This is a genomic window from Shewanella donghaensis, assembly GCF_007567505.1.
Classification (GTDB): Bacteria; Pseudomonadota; Gammaproteobacteria; order Enterobacterales; family Shewanellaceae; genus Shewanella; species Shewanella donghaensis.
Window position 1 is genome coordinate 1141443 of sequence record NZ_CP041783.1, and the last position, 16733, is coordinate 1158175.

The following is a 16733-nucleotide window of genomic DNA, read 5'->3' on the forward strand; positions in this document are numbered from 1 at the left end:
CAACTAAATCGCTAGATAAATTGATTTAGTAAAACCCCGAAAATATTTAGTGTTCGGACTAACAAATTGCACAACTAAACATCAGATTCAAAAAGTAAAATAGCAGCTTTACATGACAAATCAATTACGAATATGAATTTCAATACTAAAGTCTAACTCGCAGCTAAGTCCTTGATTCGAAATTTGTGATTTTTGTTCATTGGTTAATTTCCAAGCATAGGGTGTCATATTCAAAAAGTTATCAATATCTGTAGGATTAGATAGCGTTAGTTGATATTCCAATCGCTCATGATGCAAGCAAGTAAAGCCTTCAATATCTGCTTTGGGCTCATCATGAGGCTTTGGTTCACTGTAAATAATCTGTTTCATCGCAAAATGGTGCATCGGGCCAGGCGACACCGTTATTAATACACCACCCTCTTTTAATACTCGCTGCAATTCTTCAACCTTGGAAGGGGCGTAAATTCGAATCGCTAGATCAAATGCTGAATCACTAAAAGGCATTTCGTAAGCACTTGCAACACAAAAGTCCATTTGGGGGTAACGTTTAGAGGCATACTTTATGGCTGACTTTGATATATCTAGCCCTTGTAAGTGGCATTGGGTTAATTCAAGTTGATCCAATGTCGCCTCTGCATCAACTTCTTGTAGGTTTAATGCACTGTGGAGCCTATTACTGTAGTAGCCTTCTCCGCATCCTATATCCAATACTCGTTTACTTTGTGGTGCAAACTGCACTGCGAGCTCATTGACCTTGTCACTGAGTTTTTGATAATAGCCTTGATTTAAAAACTCTCGCCTTGCCAACATCATCTCTTTATTATCACCAGGATCTTTTGAGTTCTTCTTCTGCACTGGTAACAGGTTTACATAGCCTTCTTTAGCGCAATCAAACTGGTGACGATTTTGACAATGCCATGACTTGTTATTTAACGATAATGAGGTTTGGCAAATAGGACATATATATTGCATGAATTAACTCTACAGAGATTGAAATTGAAAGGTGTTTTAACAACAAGGATTGCTAGAAAGGCATTATAACATTAATTATCTTCAGTCAGCTTATCTACCATTAAACTAACATCAGCGGGGGCGAGTAAACTAAAGCATTCTAGTTTACGTTGTAAGTCTTCCACATCTTTTGTTAACTCATTAGCCGCACTAGCGTAGTTAGTGCGTTGTTGTGATTGACTATACGTTCTCAATAGCCACTGCTGTTTATGATTAAGCAAATTGTCTAACTTTAATAATTGCGCCGCAATAACAGCATGCACCTTATTAATATCTTCTGATAAGTAACTTGAAATATCAGCTCGAACCAGTTCAATTTCACTGATGTTTATGGCAATAATCGCGGGAGAGTCTTGATAATCAAAATTTCTAGCAAGAATCGCTTTTGCCATCATTAACTCTTTAGGCTCTTGATTTAATCTAAAATCATTTTCTAATTGGATTGCTTCACATACCTGCTCACTCAGAACGATCGAAAAATTGTCATCAAATAAAAAATCCAACGAGACGCCTTGTCTTAACATTGCTGCTGAAAACTTAGGCGCTAATCCTGTACGCGTATAAAGTCGAAAGCCCTGACCTAAACTACGTTTTAACTGTCGGGGGTCTAAAGAAAGTGATGGGTTTGGTTCTTGCTTATCGCGTTTATCAACAACAGAAACAACAAACAATGGCTGACAGGTCAAAATGAAATAGGCTTTTATGAGTTTATTCGATTGATCAAATATCAGCTCATTGACAACAAACTCAGCAATCGGCTGACTTAATGCAGGTAAAATAGCAAAATCACTGACACCATCAGGCAAGTTTATATACAAAGTTTGCTGTTGATTAACTTCGTATTTAATTGGCTGACTCAGTAAATGGTTATACATTAATATTCTCCTCACATCTTTTTGAATTGTAACTAGCAATTGCTCTAACGTCACTGTCTTATCTCTACGGTTATTACTTTTAAAATGAAACACTGTATGCTAAAAATCATACAATCAATTTTCAGTCAGTAAACATTCGTAATTAACAGTGCTAAGATGATGGCATACGAGATATAGGACAATACTGAATTATGGCAAGTGTTTCACAACCTACTCTTTTCTGGCACGATTATGAGACTTTCGGGGTTAGCCCAGCAAAAGACCGCCCTTCTCAGTTTGCAGGTATCCGAACCGATTTAGATTTAAATATCATCGGTGAGCCTGAAAACTTCTATTGCAAGCAAGCAACTGATTATCTTCCAGCACCTGAGGCCATTCTTGTAACAGGGATTACGCCACAGCTTGCTAATTTAAAAGGCATGGTTGAAACCGAGTTCATGGGCCGTATCAATGATATATTTAGCCAGCCTAATACCTGTGTTGTCGGTTACAACTCATTAAGATTTGATGATGAAGTCAGTCGTTATGGCTTTTATCGCAACTTTATCGACCCTTATGCCCGTGAATGGCAAAATGGTAATACTCGCTGGGATATTATCGATTTAGTCCGAGCGTGTTACGCATTTAGACCTGAAGGGATTAATTGGCCTTTAAAAGAAGATGGCTCGCCAAGTTTTAAACTAGAGCTACTCACTAAAGCCAATGGGCTCAGCCACGAACAAGCTCATGATGCTATGAGTGATGTTTACGCAACCATTGCCATTGCCAAATTGATCAAAGAGAAACAACCTAAGCTATATGACTACTACTTCAATCTTCGAAATAAAAATAAGGTTGCAGAGTTAATTCAAGGCGACTTCATGCAACCTTTAGTGCATGTCAGTTCTAAAATTAGTGCGGCAAAAGGTTGTGTGACCTTAATAGCACCAGTGGCTCCTCACCCAACCAACAAAAATTCAATGCTATGTATTAATCTAGCAATGGATATTTCACCACTCATTGAACTTTCTGTTGAAGATATAGTGCAGCGAATGTATACCTCTCGAGCAGATTTAGCCCCAGATGAATTGCCGATTCCGTTAAAGCAAATACATTTGAATAAATGCCCATTTATCGGCACCCCCAAGCTATTAACAGAAGACGTCGCTGCGAGGCATGAATTTGATGTGTCATTTGCTCGTGATCAATACAAACTGTTCAAGCAACATCCTGAACTAAGAGAAAAAATGCAGGCGGTGTTTGAAATTAACAATCACCCAGAAGCAACCGATCCTGATTTGATGCTTTATAGCGGCGGCTTCTTTAGTCGTGCAGATAAAGCAAAAATGGAAATGATCCGCAACACTCAGGCCAGTAATTTAGCAGCGCTTAATTTAGACTTTGATGACCCCCGCTTAGAAAAAATGCTTTTTCGCTACCGTGGACGAAATTATCCAGAGACGTTAAGTCATGATGAGTCATTAAAGTGGCGAGAGTTTTGCCAAGAACGTCTTTCTGATGCCGATTATGTGATTAACCTCGAAAACTTATTGGAAGAAACCAGTGAGAATGAGCATAAGCAAAAATTGCTAAAAGCGTTGTGTATGTATTTACAGTCACTATAGAGGTTAACCTTCTATAACAAACCACTATAACAGCAACAATTTTAGCGTTTAAACATACTTTAAAAGGAATTGGTCATGCAAAATCGCTTTATCGATAGCTTATCAGAGCTACCAAAGCCGCTTGCGACTGCATTAATCCCACTGCTCAATGAAGAGTTTTGTGGTCATATCGATGCGAGTCAGCTAGCTGAACTCGTTAATATCTCAGGTATGCCGGAAGATAAGTTATTACTCAGCATACTGCCTATAGCCGCAGCACTGGCTAAACCCAGTATTAGCGAATTTTATGTTGGTGCTATTGCAAAAGGAGAAAGTGGCGACATATATATGGGCGCTAATTTCGAGCTGTCGTCAGAAGCGTTATTCCATACAGTGCATGCAGAACAAAGTGCTATAAGCCATGCTTGGCTTAACGGCGAACAAAAGATTGTAGACATTATTGTCAACTTTAGCCCCTGTGGCCATTGTCGCCAATTCATGAATGAGCTCGTCAATGGCATCAATATCAACATCCATTTACCAGGACAACAGCCTCAACTGTTAGCCCATTATTTACCTTATGCATTTGGTCCAGCTGATTTACAAGTCACAAAACCATTATTATCAAAAAGTAACATTGAGTTTTCGTTAAATTCAGATGACCCAATGATAATTGAAGCAGTTGATCAAGCAGGACTTAGCTATGCGCCATATACAAGCAACTTAGCTTCAGTGGTTTTAGAAACCAAAGATGGTCATACCTATTGCGGACGCTATGCAGAAAACGCGGCATTCAATCCTTCAATGATGCCAATGCAAATGGCACTGTCGAATCTAATTCGTCATAATAGAGATTACAGTGATATTAACCGCGCAGTGCTTATAGAATCCTCAGCAGGTAAAATTAGCTTAGCTAATGCGACCATGGATACATTACAGGCTGTTAGCGCTGTTGAGCTTGAACATATTTTCGTCGACCCGAGTTAATAAGCGAACGACAATACAATAAACAAAGCAAGCCACCAATTGGGTACAGTTTAAATGCTATTTTAAGTCTGTAACCAATTGGTCATTACTTCAGTTAATCAATCTAATAATAAATTTTATTTGCACAAATCCTATAAACCCTTACACTCGTTTTTTCCTTTTTGATTATAGAATCTTCATGCCTGATTTCGCTGTACTAGCCGTTTTTATACCCACCTTCTTTTTTGTTTCTATTACGCCTGGTATGTGTATGACACTCGCCATGACGTTAGGGATGAGTATTGGCGTAAAACGTACATTATGGATGATGATAGGTGAGTTAGTGGGCGTTGCTCTGGTTGCTATTGCCGCAGTCATGGGCGTTGCCAGTGTCATGCTTAATTACCCCGATATGTTTGAAATATTAAAATGGATTGGCGGTGCTTACCTTGCCTATATCGGGATCAACATGTGGCGTTCAAAAGGGAAAATGGCCATTATCGAAGGTCAACAAACTGATACATCGATCAGTAACTACGCATTAATGTCACAAGGTTTTATCACGGCAATTGCTAATCCAAAAGGTTGGGCCTTTATGATTTCGCTGTTGCCACCTTTTATCAGCGTAGATAAAGCCGTGGGTCCACAGTTATTTTGGCTACTTTCAATTATCATGATTACCGAAAGCACTTCAATGCTGGCCTATGCCACAGGCGGTAAAAGCTTAAGATTATTTTTGTCACGCGGTGATAATATCAAATTGATGAATCGCATTGCTGGAAGCTTGATGGTAGGTGTAGGGTTTTGGTTAGCCCTTGGATAAGTCATAAATGATCGTTTCAATCACAAGAAAGTTTAAGCCAACAGTAAGCGTAGGATACAAAATGGAAAACAAGGAGTGTTGATATCAAACCCGTATCATTAACAGGCTATATATTAGTTCCTGAAAACGAGTTAACAGCCGTTATTCAAGCAATAGAAATACACAGTAAACTAACAAAGCAGGAATCAGGTTGCTTAAGTTTCTCTATAACACAAGATAGTCAAAATCCATTACAGTTTCATGTGGCTGAAACATTCTCTAATCAAGCCGCTTTTGATTTTCACCAGCAAAGGTCAAGCCATTCAAATTGGGCGGTAGTCAGTAAACACGTCTCTCGTCACTATCAAATATCGTGACACTATAGGTTGAGCATTAAAAGCATTATGCAGCTTTAATTAAAAACGGTTTAACACAGTTTCTGCCACTTTCCTTTGCTACATATAAGGCTTTATCTGCTCGAATAAGCAAATCTTTAAGCTCTGTAGCTGTATGCGTTTTATCTGCAATACCAAAACTGGCCGTACAGGTGAGTACTCTAGAATTAGATATTGGAATGTTACATGCAGCTATTTGTTGTCGCATTCTTTCTGCCATTATCTCGCCATCAGCAAGCGATGTATTTGGCATGGCTATAACGAACTCTTCACCACCAATTCGTGCACATAAATCATCTTCTCGGCATAATTTCTTGATGGTATTTGTTACCTCTACTAAGCATTTATCGCCGATAACATGTCCGTATTGATCATTAATTTTTTTGAAAAAATCGAGATCGAGTAATACCAATGTAAACGGTTGCTGGTGTTTTTTTGCATCATCAAAAAGCTGGCGACCTCGGGAGAAGAAGTAATGCCTATTAGCCAAACTCGTGAGTGAATCTGTGGTTGCTTGTTTGGTTAACTGTTTTTCATTCTTATCGATTTGTTTGGCAAAGATGTACAACACAAAAATCACTTCTAGCATGGTAAACAAAACAACGGACTGATAAATCATATTATTCATTTTATCGGATAACACAATTAACGGCGTATCATTTAAGGTGTTCTCACAATAAAAAAATAATACTACGGCAAATGAACTCAGTACGACTTGCTCAATACGTTCTCTGAGCTCAAACAATAAGAACACCCCAGTTGGTACCAAAAAATAGTATAAATGAAAGCCACTGGCATTGGTCACATAAACATTGGTGCAGACTAATAAATGCAGCATTAGCACGACAAAAAACCAAACCTTGGCCATTTTCGATGCATTGTTCGCAGTAAAAGCTAAGGTTGATAGATACGCAAAGGTAAAACCTAAATTGATATAAGCGACGGTAGGGTTATCTAAAAAAAATAGATAATTGAGAGAATAAAATAACGAAATACCAACAGTAATCAGGCTGATGATATTCATTGTTCTTGTTCGATTTGCTGACGAAAAAGACTGTTTCGCCGTGCCCACATTTATTATATTTTTTAAGTTCATTGGGAGTAATAAAAATTGTTAAAGACCTGTAAACCCTAGCACGTTTTGAATTTTTTAATCTAAATAAACATAACGTTATTACTGCTAATGAAGACATCTAAAAAATATTCAAAAGCAATATGACCTTAGCTCTTAGCTCTTAACTCTTAACTCTTAACTCTTAACTCTTAACTCTTAACTCTGAGCACTAAACACCAGTTAAATATTAAATCCCATAATAGCTTTCAAAACAACTTAACGCTAAACAGCACTAATCTGTATTAGCTTTGTAAGGTGAACTATCATGTAGTTGCTGCATATATTGTCGAATGTGTTGTTGTTCTTGTTGGCAAAAATGTGAAATTGCTTTATTGAACTCGCTATGAGCAATATTGTGATTAGAGTAGGTTTCTATGGGAATAAACCCTCGAGCGACTTTGTGCTCGCCTTGTGCGCCGGCATCAAAAACACTCAGTCCTTGTTTAATGGCATATTCGATGCCTTGGTAATAACAAGTCTCAAAATGTAATCCATCAAACTCCTGCAAACAGCCCCAATATCGACCATATAAATGGGTATCTGATACAAAATATAATGCCGCAGCAACGAGATTAGCATTTCCATTGTCATCAGGTTTAGTCACTAGCAATAATCTTATTTTCTCGCCCATAACGCTGGCTATTTGCGTAAAGAACTCGGAAGATAAATAGCCTGTATGACCCGAGCGTTTTAAATAGGTTTGTTGATAACAAGCAATAAAACCTTGCCACTGTTCAGTAGTTGCCTTATCACCATCAACAAATTTAAAACTTAAATTGTGAGCTTCAATCACCCTTCTTTCTTTTATAATATTTTTTCGTTTGCGTGACTGCAATTGGTTTAAAAAATCATCAAAATGTTGATAGCCATCATTATGCCAATGAAATTGCGTACCTAATCTTGCAATGCTCACATCTGCAATATTGGCGCTATCAGTTTGAGGTAAAAATAAGCAGTGCCATGATGAATAATATCCAAGCTTAAGAGTTTCATTCAAAAACTCACTGACAACTTTTAAAATTTGTTCTTTACTCACTGTGTCGATTTTATTGTCAAAACCAATTCGCTGACCACTTACAGGAGTGAATGGCACCGCAGCGACCAACTTGGGGTAATACTCGAGCCCATTTCTTTCATAAGCTTCGGCCCAGGCCCAATCAAAAACATACTCCCCCCAAGAATGAGATTTCTCATAACAGGGAATAATCGCGATGATGGTATCCAGTTGCTTTATCACAATATGCTTTGGCAGCCAGCCTGATTTTTTTGACACACATTGGCTCTGTTCTAACGAATTAAGGTATTCATATGAAGTGAACGGGTTTTGATCTGAAAAAATACGTTGCCACTGTGACTTAGTAATATCTGACACTGATCCATAAAAGCTTATATCCAAGTCATTAGTGTGTGTATTAGACATATTTCCTCAAAAAGACACTGTTACATATTGTGTATTAGATCATACTTATGGCACATTGCAACATATGATTAATATTATAAAGGCTTGAAAATGAGTTTCTTTTCACAATTAAAACCTATCGTCATTGCAACGAGTATTGCTTTAACGCTTGGCATCTCTTCTTTTACCTCAATACAAGTCCAAGCAGCAAATGAACAATCCATTTATAGTCGTGCTGATACTTCACAACCTGTTTGGGCCCAACATGGCATGGTGGCGAGCCAAGAATCATTAGCGACTAGAATTGGTGTTGATATTCTTAAACAAGGTGGCAATGCCGTAGATGCTGCTGTGGCTGTGGGCTTTGCGCTTTCAGTGACCCTCCCACGAGCAGGTAATATAGGCGGCGGTGGATTCATGTTAGTCCACCTAGAAAAAGAACATAAAACCATCGCTATTGATTATCGTGAAACTGCGCCAGCTAAAGCCCATAAAGACATTTTCTTGAATGAAAAAGGCGATGTCGTTAAAAAGTTAAGCCGTGAACATGGTTTAGCTGTTGGTGTGCCCGGCACTGTCATGGGCTTTGAGCTTGCGTTAACAAAATACGGCACCATGAGTATGAGTGAGGTTATTAAGCCTGCTATTGCACTTGCAGACAAAGGTATTTTGATAAATTCGGACTTAGCCAGTTCACTCGATGGCCTGAAGCGCCGTATTTCTCAGTGGCCAAGCTCTGCTAAAATTTTTTATAAACAAAATGGCGACAGTTTCTCAGTTAACGATACCTTAGTACAAAAGGATTTAGCCCATTCTTTATCATTGATAGCTAAAGGTGGCAGCAAAGGCTTTTATCAAGGCGAGACAGCAGAAAAAATCGTAAAATCTATTGCTGATGCTGGTGGCATTATGAGCATGGAAGATTTAAAAAATTACAAAGTCATTGAAAGAAAACCGGTATCAGGTCAATACCGTGGTTATGAAATTGTATCAATGCCGCCTCCCTCTTCTGGCGGTATCCACATTATTGAGATGCTCAATGTATTAGAACACTACCCTATTGAAAAACTAGGTCACAATACTGCACAAACGCTGCATTTAATGACTGAAACGATGAAACACGCCTATGCAGATAGAAGTGAATATTTAGGCGATCCCGATTTTAACCCAGTTCCTGTGGATAAACTGATAAGCCAAAAGTATGCAGACTCAATAGCGAAACAAATCGCTTATAACAAAGCCACACCCAGTGAAGAGATTAAACCTGGTGATTTATCTGTTTATGAAAGTAACCAAACTACACATTACTCTGTCGTCGATAAATGGGGTAACGCGGTATCTAATACCTATACATTAAATTTCAGTTATGGCTCAGGACTGGTTGCTGCCGGCACAGGTATTCTGTTGAACAACGAAATGGATGACTTCTCAGCAAAGGCCGGAATACCTAATGCTTATGGTTTAATAGGTGGAGAAGCCAACGCTGTTGAAGGCCATAAACGCCCTCTTAGCTCAATGAGCCCCACTATTGTGATGAAAGATGGCAAACCGTTTTTAGTCACAGGTAGCCCTGGTGGTTCAAGGATTATCACCACAACATTGCAAGTGATCATGAATGTAATAGACCATAAATTAAATATTGCTGAAGCCACTGCTGCGCCACGAATTCATCACCAGTGGTTCCCAGATTACATTGGTGTTGAAACCAGTTTAAACAATGACACCATAACGCTACTGGAATCTAAAGGACACAAAGTCAAAACAAGCAGTGCTATGGGTAGTACTCAATCAATTGTTATTTCAGATAAAGGATTGTTTGGCGCATCAGACCCAAGACGTGCTGGTTCAGAAACATTGGGACATTAGCCTTTAAAGATATATGCCTAAAACAACCTGAATGTTCTAGGCATATTCACTTTATATTAACAATTACCGCCCCTCTTTTTTTAGTCTATTATTAGCCTGGTCTGCTAAGTCATATAGCTTACAAACCAAACCTCGCACTCAAAACCTTATTTCTGACATTTATGTAAAATCGAAAATTCTAATTTAAGTTATTAAAATAATGGCCGATATTATTATAATATTGTTATAAGAAGAACAGATTTAAATCAAAATTTATTTATAATGTCTATACTTTTAACATTAACTCATAATATTTCATTGAATTAACAACCATATCAGTTTGAAATATCAAGTGGCGCCATAAAATTGACACCCACCATTATAATGGCGCAGGTTTAATATGGGAAATCTCGTTTAAAAAATTACCTTTTTAAGATGAAATAAACATTTATTAGTAAATGAGTTAAATATTTGAATTTAAAATAAAACACCAAAAAAAATGGTTTCATCACAACAACAGGCTAAAAAATTATGTTTTTTTAGCATAAAATTTACATTACTATGCGCATAATTTTACATAGTGATGTGTTCAAAAAAAACAGCAGGATCAATTTAATGACGTTAAACAGCTTAAAAATAAAGCACCGGATCGCTTTGTTAACAGTCGTTGCTATATTCTCGTTTGTTATATCTTTAGTAATTAACAATCAAAGCGTGCAACAGAATGCTGAACGATTAAATGGACTTCAATCAAAACTTTACCCAGTTTTAAACCTAGCCACTATTAATGAAGGCCTACTGCTACAGCTAGACCAAAATATTCAGTCCGCTGTAACAACGGGCGAAGAAGACAGTTTAGTCACTGTTGAAAATATGGTTAAACAAATAATCAGTAATTTAAACACTATCACTAGCTTAATGCCTGCAGAAGCTGTTGAAGCGAATAGAATGCAGAATGACTTATCGCTCTATCACGATAATGCAAAACAGTTAGTCGCTGAATTTTTAAAAAATGATGTCGACTTCAATAAAATTAAAAATCAAGCTGCTGACAATGCAAAACGCTACGAAAAGTTAGTTGAAGGATTCAGTAAAAAACAAACTCATTATTCACAACAGTTTCAGACAAGTATTGAAACTACATTAGCGAGCTCAGAAACTACAGCTACCTCGATGATGACTATTGGCATTATTGCCTCAATCTTTCTTATTGTTGTTGGTTTTTTAGTGAACCGATCAATCATTGTTGCCATTGAAAACGTAACCGACTCTCTACGTAATATCTCTGAAGGTGAAGGTGATTTACGCGCAAGGATTGATTATAAAGGCAAAGATGAAATAGCCACTCTTGTACATTGGTTTAATCAATTTGTCTCTAAGTTACAAGTAAGTATCGCTGATACTAAGCAAACTACCGATAGTTTAGGTGCAGTATCTCAAACATTATTAGATAGCTGTAAAAACAGTGAAATCACTGTAGAAGAACAAAATCAATCAGTTGAACAAATTTCTCATGCTATGCGGGAAATGTTCGTCAGCGTGGCACACATTGCAGAATATGCTGCCAATGCCGCATCAGAAGCTGACCATGCCAATATTGAAGCGCTTCAAGGGCAAGAAGTGGTTACTAAAGCCATAACAACGATTAACAGACTTGCAGAAGAAGTAAGAACCACTGCAGTTGTTGTTAATCAATTAGAAGCCTTCACCCGTAACGTTAACGATATTCTCGATACTATTAGAGGTATTGCAGATCAAACCAACTTACTTGCATTAAATGCGGCAATTGAAGCTGCTAGAGCGGGTGAGCAAGGAAGAGGTTTCGCCGTTGTAGCAGATGAAGTTAGAACTTTAGCTTCTCGTACACAGGCATCAACCCAAGAAATTCAACAAGTATTGCAAGAGCTTCGCTCAACCTCAACTAAAGCCGTTGACGCAATGCAACGTGGGATTGAAACCGCTGAAGAAGGTGTCAAAACCACTTCATTAGCCGGAGATGCATTAACCAATATCAACAGTAAAGTCAGCGCTATCACTATAGTAAATGACCAAATTGCTGCAGCCACAGAAGAGCAACACAATACTTCTGAACTGATACAGCAATATGTCGCTGATATTGAAACTAATGCCGCTAAAGTAAAAATGACCACGGATGAGTTGGGCGGGATCAGTTATGACATTGAAGGTGTCAGTAAACAACTTCACACCATAACCGGTCAATTTAAAGTCTAAATATAATAAATTTAAGGTAGATAGTAATAAAATTATCGCCTTGGGAAACGATGAACAGGAGTAACACCATGAAATTCAATTTGAAAGCGCTACCTATAGCTATTTCGATCGCTATGCTACCAGCAATGGCAATCGCTGATGAGCAAACTAATGATGAAAAAATTGCTCAGCTAGAGCAACAAGTTCAATCACTTCAAACAGCTCAAACTGAGAGTCTTACTGAACGTTTCAGCTTTAACGGATTCATTAGCGCAGCTTATGTAAGTTCAGACAACAGTGCTGGTTACAATGGTGCAACTTCAAGTGCTGATTTTAGTGAAGACTCAAAAATGGGTTTTCAAGGTACTTTTAATATTTCGAATCAAACTACTGCTGTTATGCAATTGATGATGCGAGGCAGTAATGATTGGGAAGTAGAAGCAGAATGGGCTTATCTAGCTCATAGTTTTGATAATGGTGTAAAAGTGCGTGGTGGTAAATTACGTGTACCACTATTTATGTATTCTGACTACTTAGATGTGGGTTATGCACAGCCATTTGCTCGTCCTCCTTCAGAAGTTTATTCACAAGTTCCTTTTTCATCATATACCGGTGGTGACATCGCTTATGATTACGAGTTAGAAGACTCGACTTTAACAGTCCAAGCCTTTGGTGGTGAATCGGATGTAAATGAAGAAGACGAAGGCCTTGATTTAGATCTTTCAAACGTAATGGGCTTAAATGCATCTTGGACTGATTTAACCTGGACATTCCGAGCGGTATACGGCCAAGCTGAAATTGACGGTTCTGTTGGTGGTGGTGCTGTTGCAGTTGATAATGAAACAGCTGCTTTCACTGGTTTAGGTGGTAGTTACGACAACGGTTCTTGGATAGCTGTAGCTGAATGGACGACTGTTGATATTGATGGTGTTCTTGCCGACTCTGAATCTGCATATTTAACTGTTGGCTACAGAATCAATGACTTCACACCGTATGCAACTGTTGCTTACTTAAAAACAACAGATGAAGATGAAAGAGAAGGAATCCCTCCTCTAGCCTTCGCATTTAATGAAGAACGTGTTGCATATAGCTTAGGCCTTAGATGGGATGCTATAGATAATGTAGCCGTTAAATTTGATGTAACCTATGCAACGGACTTTGGAGACACCCATGGTGGCTTATCAAATAACGGATTCAACCCGCTAAGTGGTGAATTTACATACGATGACACAATGGTTTACACCGTTAAATTCGACGCTGTATTTTAAGGAGCGATAAAATGAAAAAGATACTATCAGTTTTAGCGCTTAGCGTTTGTTCAATTATGTCAGCGCAAGCAGCTGTTGTTGTTATTGGTGCTCCAGGCGCTGCAGATATTTCAGCTTCAGATGCTAAGAAATTATTCCTTGGTAAAGGCTCAAAATCAGCTGTGGTATATGAATTATCTGAAGGTAATGCTACTCGTTCAGAATTTCACGGTACCGTTACCGGAAAGTCTGATTCACAGTTAAAGGCATTTTGGTCTAAGCAAGTCTTTACCGGTAAAGGTAACCCACCAGCAACAGTAGGTAATGCCGCAGCAATGAAATCAGCCGTAGCATCAAACCCAAATGCAGTGGGTTATATCGACGAAGCTGATGTTGATGGCAGCGTAAAAGTGATATTAAAACCTTAGCGGGTAAATTTTTTAAGGAATTGTTTCTTTAAATACTTATACGCTAACAAAAAGACCTGATATTTCAGGTCTTTTTTATTTTTAATAAGTGACATCATTGTCAAATCAACTGACTTAGTCTTTGAGCGTCCTATTCTACCACTCAACCCCTTACTCTCATCCCATTACTCATATCCCACCAAGCTAAACAAAACTAAGCACCTAAAGCCACGCAAAGCTAGCTCAACAATATCTATTGTTACTCATATGATAAATTCAACACATCTAAGATCACTTTAAAGGTAACAATATATCCATTCCTTTTATTTTTTGTTACAAACTAAAACATGTTTACGCCGAAAAATTGGTAAACTAGTCACAAATCATATCCTAATAAAAATGATGGTTTTGGCTCTTAGAAGGTAAAACTTGCCTATAAGGGTTACTTTATAAACATTCTAATGCAAACAGGGAAATAACTATGAAGGGATTAACCCTCAAACCACTTTTTTCAGCCATGGCATTAACGTTAATGTTAAGCGCATGTGCTAGCGATTCAGCACAAACAAACGCAGCCTCTCAAGCGCCTAATGTTGTAGCAACAAACATCATGGAACAAAATGTCAATAATCCATTTTTCAAACCCTATGATACTTTCATGGAAATTCCTGATTTCGATAAAATTAGAGATGAACATTACTTACCCGCTTTTAAAGCTGGTATCGCAGCTCGTGAAGCTGAAATAAACGCTATAACGGCTAATCCTGACGCTGCAACATTCGCTAATACGATTGAAGCAATGGAATACTCTGGAACGCTATTAACTAAAGTTGCTAGCGTTTTCTACAACTTGACTGGCGCAAACACAAATCCAGCCCTTCAAGAGATTTCAAAGCAAGTATCACCAATGCTGTCATCTGCAAGTGATGATATTTACTTAAATGACAAATTATTTAAGCGTGTGAAAGTGGTTCATGAGCAAGCGGATAAGTACAATTTAGATACCGCCCAAACAAAGCTTTTAGAAGATACTTACAAACGCTTTACTCGCGGCGGTGCGAATCTATCAGCTGAAGACAAGAGTACTTTGCGTGCCCTTAATGAACAGATTGGTAAACTAAACTTAGAGTTTGGTGACAATTTACTGGCTGAAACCAATGCCTTTGAACTTGTCATCGATAAAGAAGCCGACTTAGCAGGTCTTCCACAAGATGTGATTGATACTGCAGCTGCAACTGCAACGAAACGTGGCCACGAAGGGAAATGGGTATTTACGACTTCTCGCCCTTCTATTACACCATTTCTAACCTACGCAGAAAATCGTGAGTTACGCGAAAATATCTATAAAGGTTACATTGAACGCGCTAATAACGATAACGCCAATGATAACAAAAAGAATCTTGCTAAAATTGCCTCACTGCGTTCAGAAAAAGCCAAATTAATGGGCTATAAAACTCACGCTCACTTTGTATTAGAAGAGCGCACAGCAAAGACGCCTGAAAATGTGTATGGTTTACTCGATAAAGTTTGGCCTGCTGCACTTGCTCAAGCCAATGCTGAAGTTGCCGATATGCAAGAGCTTATCGATTCTCAAAATGGTGGTTTCAAGTTACAAGCATGGGATTGGTGGTACTACTCTGACCAAATCCGCGTTGCTAAATATAGCTTTAATGAGCAACAAACACGTCCTTACTTTTCACTAGAATCTACATTAGAAGGTGTGTTCTACACTGCGAATCGTTTATTCGGGATTACCGTTAAAGAACGTACCGATCTTCCTAAATACCATCCTGACGTTAGAACGTGGGAAGTACATGATAAAGATGGCTCTTTATTAGCGATATTTATGGGTGATTACTACGTTCGTGATAGTAAACGTGGCGGTGCATGGATGAATGCATACCGTTCGCAATACAAGATGAATGGTGTTGAATCAAAACCTATTATTGTCAATGTGCTTAACTACCCTCGCCCAACTGGAGATGAGCCTTCACTGCTAACATTTGATGAGGCAAGTACCCTATTCCATGAATTTGGTCATGCCTTGCATGGTATGTTATCGGACGTTAAGTACGCATCACAATCAGGCACTTCTGTACCACGTGATTATGTAGAGTTCCCATCACAAGTAATGGAAAACTGGATGACGCAACCTGAAGTATTAGCGCAGTTTGCTAAGCATTATCAAACTGGTGAAGTGATCCCAACTGAACTCGTTAAGAAGATTCAAGCAGCAAGCAAATTTAATCAAGGTTTCGCAACGGTTGAATATATGGCCGCGACTAAGCTTGATTTAGATTGGCATACACTCACTGATAGCAAGTTAAGAGACGCTGCTAAGTTTGAAGCTGAGTCACTGATGAATATGGGGTTAATTGAAGAAATTGCACCTCGTTACCGTAGTACTTACTTCTCGCATATCTTTGCAGGTGGATATTCTGCGGGTTATTACAGCTACTTATGGTCTGATATTCTAGGTGCTGACGCTTTTGAAGCGTTTAAAGAAAATGGCATCTTTGACCCAGCAACAGCTCAATCATTCAGAGACAATATTCTGTCTCAAGGTGGCAGTGCTGATCCAATGCAGCTTTACCGTCAATTCCGTGGTAAAGATGCGGGCATTGAACCATTACTAAGAAGCCGTGGTTTATTAGAAGACAAGTAAGTTTAAGCTTGTCGAGCTTTGGGCATTCGAGCCATAAGCTTGCTGAACGAATATAATAAGTAACAGAGAATAAAAATGTAAAAGGCAATACATATTCAGCCTAAAACTTTCTCTGTGGTTTATTTGAACAGCTTTAAATTTAATCAAAACACCGCTATTTAGCGGTGTTTTTTTTCTAATCGTCTTTATTAAGCCACAAAAAATTAATTAAAC

At 38.3% G+C, this 16733-nt stretch carries 13 protein-coding genes; 9 read left to right on the forward strand and 4 right to left on the reverse strand.

What is annotated here, in order from left to right; all coding sequences use genetic code 11:
- Positions 1-120 precede the first annotated feature (120 nt).
- The gene (gene rlmA / locus FPK91_RS04845) at positions 121-972 is read right to left on the reverse strand and encodes a 23S rRNA (guanine(745)-N(1))-methyltransferase (protein ID WP_144208764.1); all 852 of its coding nucleotides are present in this window, start codon (positions 970-972) and stop codon (positions 121-123) included.
- 71 nt (positions 973-1043) lie between these two features.
- The gene (locus FPK91_RS04850) at positions 1044-1886 is read right to left on the reverse strand and encodes a hypothetical protein (protein ID WP_144208768.1); all 843 of its coding nucleotides are present in this window, start codon (positions 1884-1886) and stop codon (positions 1044-1046) included.
- A 191-nt stretch (positions 1887-2077) separates the two neighbouring features.
- Here FPK91_RS04850 and sbcB point away from each other — a divergent pair, with 191 nt between their 5' ends.
- The 4 genes from sbcB to FPK91_RS21250 all read left to right on the forward strand — a co-directional run bounded on the left by sbcB (position 2078) and on the right by FPK91_RS21250 (position 5614).
- A complete protein-coding gene (sbcB, locus tag FPK91_RS04855) occupies positions 2078-3490 on the forward strand; it encodes an exodeoxyribonuclease I (protein ID WP_144208771.1) in 1413 nt (470 codons plus the stop codon).
- Positions 3491-3565: 75 nt separating this feature from the next.
- On the forward strand, positions 3566-4456 hold the full coding sequence (gene cdd, locus FPK91_RS04860) for a cytidine deaminase (RefSeq protein ID WP_144208774.1): 891 nt from the start codon (positions 3566-3568) through the stop codon (positions 4454-4456).
- A 178-nt stretch (positions 4457-4634) separates the two neighbouring features.
- Complete coding sequence (locus FPK91_RS04865) at positions 4635-5258, forward strand: LysE family translocator (protein ID WP_144208777.1); 624 nt, start codon at positions 4635-4637, stop codon at positions 5256-5258.
- 158 nt (positions 5259-5416) lie between these two features.
- The gene (locus tag FPK91_RS21250; RefSeq protein ID WP_405127356.1) at positions 5417-5614 is read left to right on the forward strand and encodes a putative quinol monooxygenase; all 198 of its coding nucleotides are present in this window, start codon (positions 5417-5419) and stop codon (positions 5612-5614) included.
- A 25-nt stretch (positions 5615-5639) separates the two neighbouring features.
- Here FPK91_RS21250 and FPK91_RS04875 read toward each other — a convergent pair whose 3' ends face one another.
- Together FPK91_RS04875 and FPK91_RS04880 are read right to left on the reverse strand one after the other, a co-directional pair.
- Positions 5640-6656 carry a GGDEF domain-containing protein gene (locus tag FPK91_RS04875; protein WP_158638064.1) on the reverse strand — a complete coding sequence of 339 codons (1017 nt, stop codon included), beginning with the start codon at positions 6654-6656 and terminating at the stop codon, positions 5640-5642.
- A gap of 322 nt (positions 6657-6978) precedes the next feature.
- Positions 6979-8166, reverse strand: coding sequence for a GNAT family N-acetyltransferase (locus tag FPK91_RS04880; protein WP_144208783.1), 1188 nt, complete (start codon positions 8164-8166; stop codon positions 6979-6981).
- Positions 8167-8256: 90 nt separating this feature from the next.
- Here FPK91_RS04880 and ggt point away from each other — a divergent pair, with 90 nt between their 5' ends.
- From ggt to FPK91_RS04905, 5 genes are all read left to right on the forward strand, one after another.
- Entirely contained in the window at positions 8257-10011 is a 1755-nt protein-coding gene (gene ggt / locus FPK91_RS04885; protein WP_144208786.1) for a gamma-glutamyltransferase, read from the forward strand.
- 594 nt (positions 10012-10605) lie between these two features.
- Positions 10606-12222, forward strand: coding sequence for a methyl-accepting chemotaxis protein (locus FPK91_RS04890; RefSeq protein WP_144208788.1), 1617 nt, complete (start codon positions 10606-10608; stop codon positions 12220-12222).
- 68 nt (positions 12223-12290) lie between these two features.
- Positions 12291-13469 (forward strand): porin, encoded by a 1179-nt coding sequence (locus FPK91_RS04895; protein ID WP_144208790.1) that lies wholly within the window; start codon positions 12291-12293, stop codon positions 13467-13469.
- Positions 13470-13480: 11 nt separating this feature from the next.
- Positions 13481-13876 carry a type 2 periplasmic-binding domain-containing protein gene (locus FPK91_RS04900; RefSeq protein WP_144208793.1) on the forward strand — a complete coding sequence of 132 codons (396 nt, stop codon included), beginning with the start codon at positions 13481-13483 and terminating at the stop codon, positions 13874-13876.
- 460 nt (positions 13877-14336) lie between these two features.
- Positions 14337-16520, forward strand: a complete 2184-nt coding sequence (locus FPK91_RS04905) for a M3 family metallopeptidase (RefSeq protein WP_144208795.1) — start codon at positions 14337-14339, stop codon at positions 16518-16520.
- Positions 16521-16733: the final 213 nt, after the last annotated feature.